The sequence below is a fragment of the Okeania sp. SIO2F5 genome (genome assembly GCF_010692685.1).
Classification (GTDB): domain Bacteria; phylum Cyanobacteriota; class Cyanobacteriia; order Cyanobacteriales; family Microcoleaceae; genus Okeania; species Okeania hirsuta.
The window spans coordinates 1-4,791 of record NZ_JAAHGU010000253.1 but is presented as its reverse complement, the minus strand read 5'-3'; the positions used below and the strand labels follow the sequence as shown (position 1 = coordinate 4,791).

General features: G+C 36.7%; 2 protein-coding genes and 1 pseudogene. 1 reads left to right on the top strand and 2 read right to left on the bottom strand.

The annotated features are described in order from the left end of the window. Positions 1–1,592, bottom strand: a 1,592-nt coding sequence (locus F6K27_RS32445; protein WP_287300966.1) for a serine/threonine-protein kinase, incomplete at its 3' end; no start/stop codon positions are given. 450 nt (positions 1,593–2,042) lie between these two features. After that, on the bottom strand, positions 2,043–3,944 hold the full coding sequence (locus tag F6K27_RS32440; RefSeq protein WP_287279680.1) for a serine/threonine-protein kinase: 1,902 nt from the start codon (positions 3,942–3,944) through the stop codon (positions 2,043–2,045). A 460-nt stretch (positions 3,945–4,404) separates the two neighbouring features. Here F6K27_RS32440 and F6K27_RS32435 point away from each other — a divergent pair. Next, a pseudogene (locus F6K27_RS32435) lies at positions 4,405–4,791 on the top strand (IS5 family transposase); the annotation flags it as partial.

The window sequence follows — 4,791 nt, the reverse complement described above, 5'->3', positions numbered from 1 at the left end:
CTCACTAAAACTTTACCATCAGGACTAAAAGCAATTGTATTAATATCTCTAGTATGTCCAATTAGTTTATCTATAAGAGTACCTGTTTCTACTTCCCATAGTTTAATCACATTATCGCTACTACCACTAGCAAGAATTTTGCCATCGGGGCTAAAAGCAACTACATTAATGCCACGAGAATTTTTGATGCTGTACAAAAGTTGACAAGTTTCTTGATGCCAAATTTTAATAGTCCGGTTGTCACTGCCACTAGCAATAAAATCTCCATTTGGGCTAAATACTACTGGCATTGAAACAATAGAATTAGAATGTCTGGATAAACTGCAACTAATTGTACTTGTGGCTAAGTCCCAAATATTAATAATTCCACCAACATTACCAATAGCTAGGATATTACTTTGAGGATTAAAAGCAATTGATAAAACTATATTAGAAGCTATAAAAGAGTCTAATAATTCTCCTGTAGATAATTTCCATAATTTAATAGTCCGGTCAAAACTACCACTAGCAATCATTTGATTATCTGGGCTAATAGCAACGGATGAAACTGCACTTAAATGACCAGAAATAGTTTGAGGTTTTCCCCAAGAATAAAGATGTAATCCTGGTACATAATTTGTATCTTTGAGAGAAATTTTTGGGAATGAAAATTGGAGTAAAGATTGTGTAGGTGGGGGTGGTAATTTCCCGTAATTCAAATCTTTTAAGACATCTGTAGCAGATTTATAACGTTTGTTTGTAGCTGCAGTAATTAATTTATCGAGAATATTTCTCAATTCTTTGCTAATCGGATTATCGATTAAATAATCTCGCCATACCCATTTATTTTCCCCAGTATCAAATAGTTTAAATGGAGAAATATTGGTTAGTAAATTGATACAGGTTACGCCTAAACTGTATAGGTCACTGGCAAAATTTGCTCTACCTTTGAGTTGTTCTGGAGCTACATATTCGGGAGTACATAATATTTTACCTGGTTTAAATATTGGAGTTCCAGTTAACTGTTTTGCTACATCAAAATCTACTAATACAAATTGACCTTTTATTCCTGCTTGATAAGCAGAATTTGATGGTAAACGACGAATTATATTTTCAGGTTTAATATCTTGATGAATAATGTTGTGGGAATGAATAAATTCTAGCACTGGCAGCAGACTATTTAATAGTTCTCGAATTTGATATTCGGAAAATATTCCTTCTGTTTCTAAAACTTGAGCTAAGTTTTTTCCAGGTATAAATTCTTGGACTAAATATTGACAATAATCATCATGTAAGTTTGCTAATAATTCAGCTATTTGAGGATGTTCTCCTAAAGCATCTAGTTTTTCTGCTTCTTTTTCAAACAAAGAGATCGCTCTTTTTATATCTACTTCATTTTGTGAGATAAAATAAAATTGTTTAATTATACATGGTGGTTTAGAAGGTTTGTCTTGATCTACTGCTAAATAAGTTTTGCTGAAACCTCCTTGACCAATCATTTTAATGGCTCTATAGCGGTCTTTTAAAAGTAACATAGAACCACAAGGTAGACAAATTCTAGCTTCTGGTGGAGAATTAGGATTTTTGCAATTTTCTTTAAGGCAGTAATTCATCTTTTTTTTCTACTCTTCTAACGATAAAATTTAGTCAGTACATCTCGATAATTTATAGCAGTTTTCATTAACATCAAATACAGAGATTTTGCCTTAAAAGCAGAAGGCAGAGGGCAGAAGCGGTGCGACCCCGCGTCGGCGACAGACGCAAGCGGTCAGACCCCGCGACGACGCCAGCTCGCTTGCGAAATGCTGACCAAGAGAGGGAATGCGCACCAAGAGAGGCAGAAGGGAAAGAAAGGTTCAAAAGGATAAAGTTTTTGTTATCACTGATAATCCGGACACCATATAACCTATTTGCGTAGTGCTATAAAAAGGTGCTTTAGAAGAGCTTAATTGACATAATAATGAATTTTGAATTTTGAATTTTGAATTTTGACTTAAAAAAGGTGTTTTAGAAGAACTTGATTGACATAAATAATGAATAATGAATTTTGAATTTTGAATTTGTTACTCCTGTCGCCAAATTTTAATTGTATTATCGCTACTACCACTAGCTAAACTCTTTCCGCCCTGAGAAAAAGTAACAGAATTAACATATTTTAAATGACCTTCTAAATTAGCTATTTGCTGACCTGTTTCCCAATGCCAAATCTTAATAGTTTCATCTTCACTACCACTAGCAATAATATCTCCTTGAGGACTAAAAGCTATAGCACAAATATCTCTTGAATGTCCTTCCAAAGTCTTTAATATTTCACCTTGGTCTATTTGCCAAATTTTAATATTTCGATCACGACCACCACTGACTAAAGTTTTACCATCACAGCTAAAAGCAACCGCATAAATATAATGTACCCCCTGATAATAATTGCATAGAGTCTGAACAGCATTACCTAAATTTAGATCCCATAATTTAATGGTATTATCTTCACTTCCACTCGCCAAAGTTTTGCCATCAGGACTAAAAGCAACCGCACGCACTGGACGTGAATGCCCAGTCAAAGTCATTATCACTTTCCCATAGCTAGGTTCATAAATATCGTCCCCAAGTTGCCAAAGTTTAACATCATTATCCTTACTCGCACTAGCCAAAATTTTGCCATCCGGACTGAAAGCGATCGCCGTTACTCCCTTAGAATGACCAAAATATTCTCCCAGACTCCAGTCACCAAGAATACAAAGAAGTTTCCCCGTGTTAACTTCCCAAAGTCTAATAGTTTTATCCTCACTCCCACTAGCTAAAATTTTGCCATCCTGACTAAAAGCAACAGAGTTGACATAACCAGAATGCCCAAACATAGTCAATATTTCTTTGCCACTATCTACTTCCCACAACTTAACAGTTTCATCCTCACTCCCACTTGCCACAAAATTATCATCAGGACTAAAAGCAACGGAACAAACCCATTTTTGATGACCTGTAAGAGTATGTAGACATTTCCAAGTTTGAGTCGGTAGGGGTTCAGGTGTAACCTCCGGTGTTTGGATAGCAGTTTTATCTTGAATACGAGTCAAATTAACTTGAGTATTAGCATTTAAAGTTTTGATGACTTCGTAAACAGACTGATAGCGACGGTTAATAGCATTTTCCACCAGTTTATCTAAAACATAACCCAACTGTTCGCTCACAGAATTACTCTTTAAATAACGTCGCCATACCCAAGTACCCTCACCCACATCAAATAACTCAAAAGGGGAAACGTTGGTCAAAAGGTGTAAACAAGTCACCCCCAAACTATATAAGTCACTTGCAAATACTGCTTTGCCTCGGTTTTGTTCTGGAGCGGTGTATTCAGGAGTACCGATAGTAGTACCTGTTTTCAAGAGTGCCGTTCCGAGAGCATATTTGGCAGCACCAAAATCTACTAATACTAACTGACTGGTACTGTTTTGACGACGAATAATATTGTCTGGTTTGATGTCACGGTGAATAACGTTGTGAGAGTGGATAAATTGTAGGACTGGCAGTAAATTATTGAGTAAAGCTTTAATTTTCTCTTCATTGTAAGGTCCTTCGATTTCCAGAGCTTGGCCTAGATTTTGTCCGGCGATGAATTCTTGCACTAAGTATTGTCGCCCATCCTGGATGAAGTGGGCCATTAATTCGGGGATTTGGGAATGTCTACCCAATTCGTCTAATCTTGTAGCTTCTTTTTCAAAGAGTTCCGCAGCTTTGCTGATATTGTTTGTGCCTTGGGATGCTGGAAAAAATTGTTTAATTACGCAATAGGGTTTGGAGGGTTTGTCTTCGTCGATAGCTAAGAATGTTCTGCCAAAACCTCCTTGTCCAATGAGGTTAAGGGGACGATAGCGGTCTTTGAGTAGTAGTTTTGAGCCACAGTTTTGACAATATATATTCCAGTCTGGGTTTTGGGGAATTTGACAGTTGGGGTTGAGGCAATGACTCATGCCGATGATTTTTAGCTAACAATAATATAGCGCTACGCGCAAGTCAAAAGTCAAAAGTCAAAAGTCAGAAGTAATCCCTGACTAACTTTGAGCATTTATAAATGTCCTAACCTATTTGCGTAGTGCTATATTGATTATATTTTGCTTAGGAATTTTTGAATGAATTTGATTAGTGGGGTTTATCAATTTATTTATTGTGATTTTTTAAGAATAGGCAAGATAAGTTTTGAGAGTTTTTTATTAAGTATATTGTTGTTTCTGTCAGAATTGGCTTAAGTTAAGCATAAATTAATTTTTCTTTGTTTTTGTGTAGAGTAGCATTCGCGATCGCTTTTGTAGAAGGAAGAAGAAATCTTGGTTTAATACCTAGGGCGTGTCATCAATTAAAGAGGTTGACATTAAAAGTATAGTATGCTTATGAAGAATAACTACAGGAATAATATGCTAAGGACTGCTCTAAATGACTAGACGTTATGGTTTGCGTGACGACCAATGGGAACGCATTCAACATTTACTACCAGGCCGTGAAGGAACTGTAGGAAGAACAGCATGCATACAACCGCCTCTTTGTGGAAGCTGTTTTATACAGATATAGAGCCGGAATTCCTTGGAGAGACTTACCAGAAAGATTTGGGGACTTCCGCGTTGTCCATACCCGTTTTAGTCGCTGGAGTCGTTCAGGGGTCTGGGAAAGACTATTTCAAGCTCTATCTGAGGATGTAGATAATGAATATGCCATGATCGATGCCACTATTGTTCGTGCTCATCAACATAGTGCCGGGGCGAAAGACAGTAGTGCAGAACAGGAGAACATTGGCCGTAGTAAAGGGGGATTGAGTACTAAAAT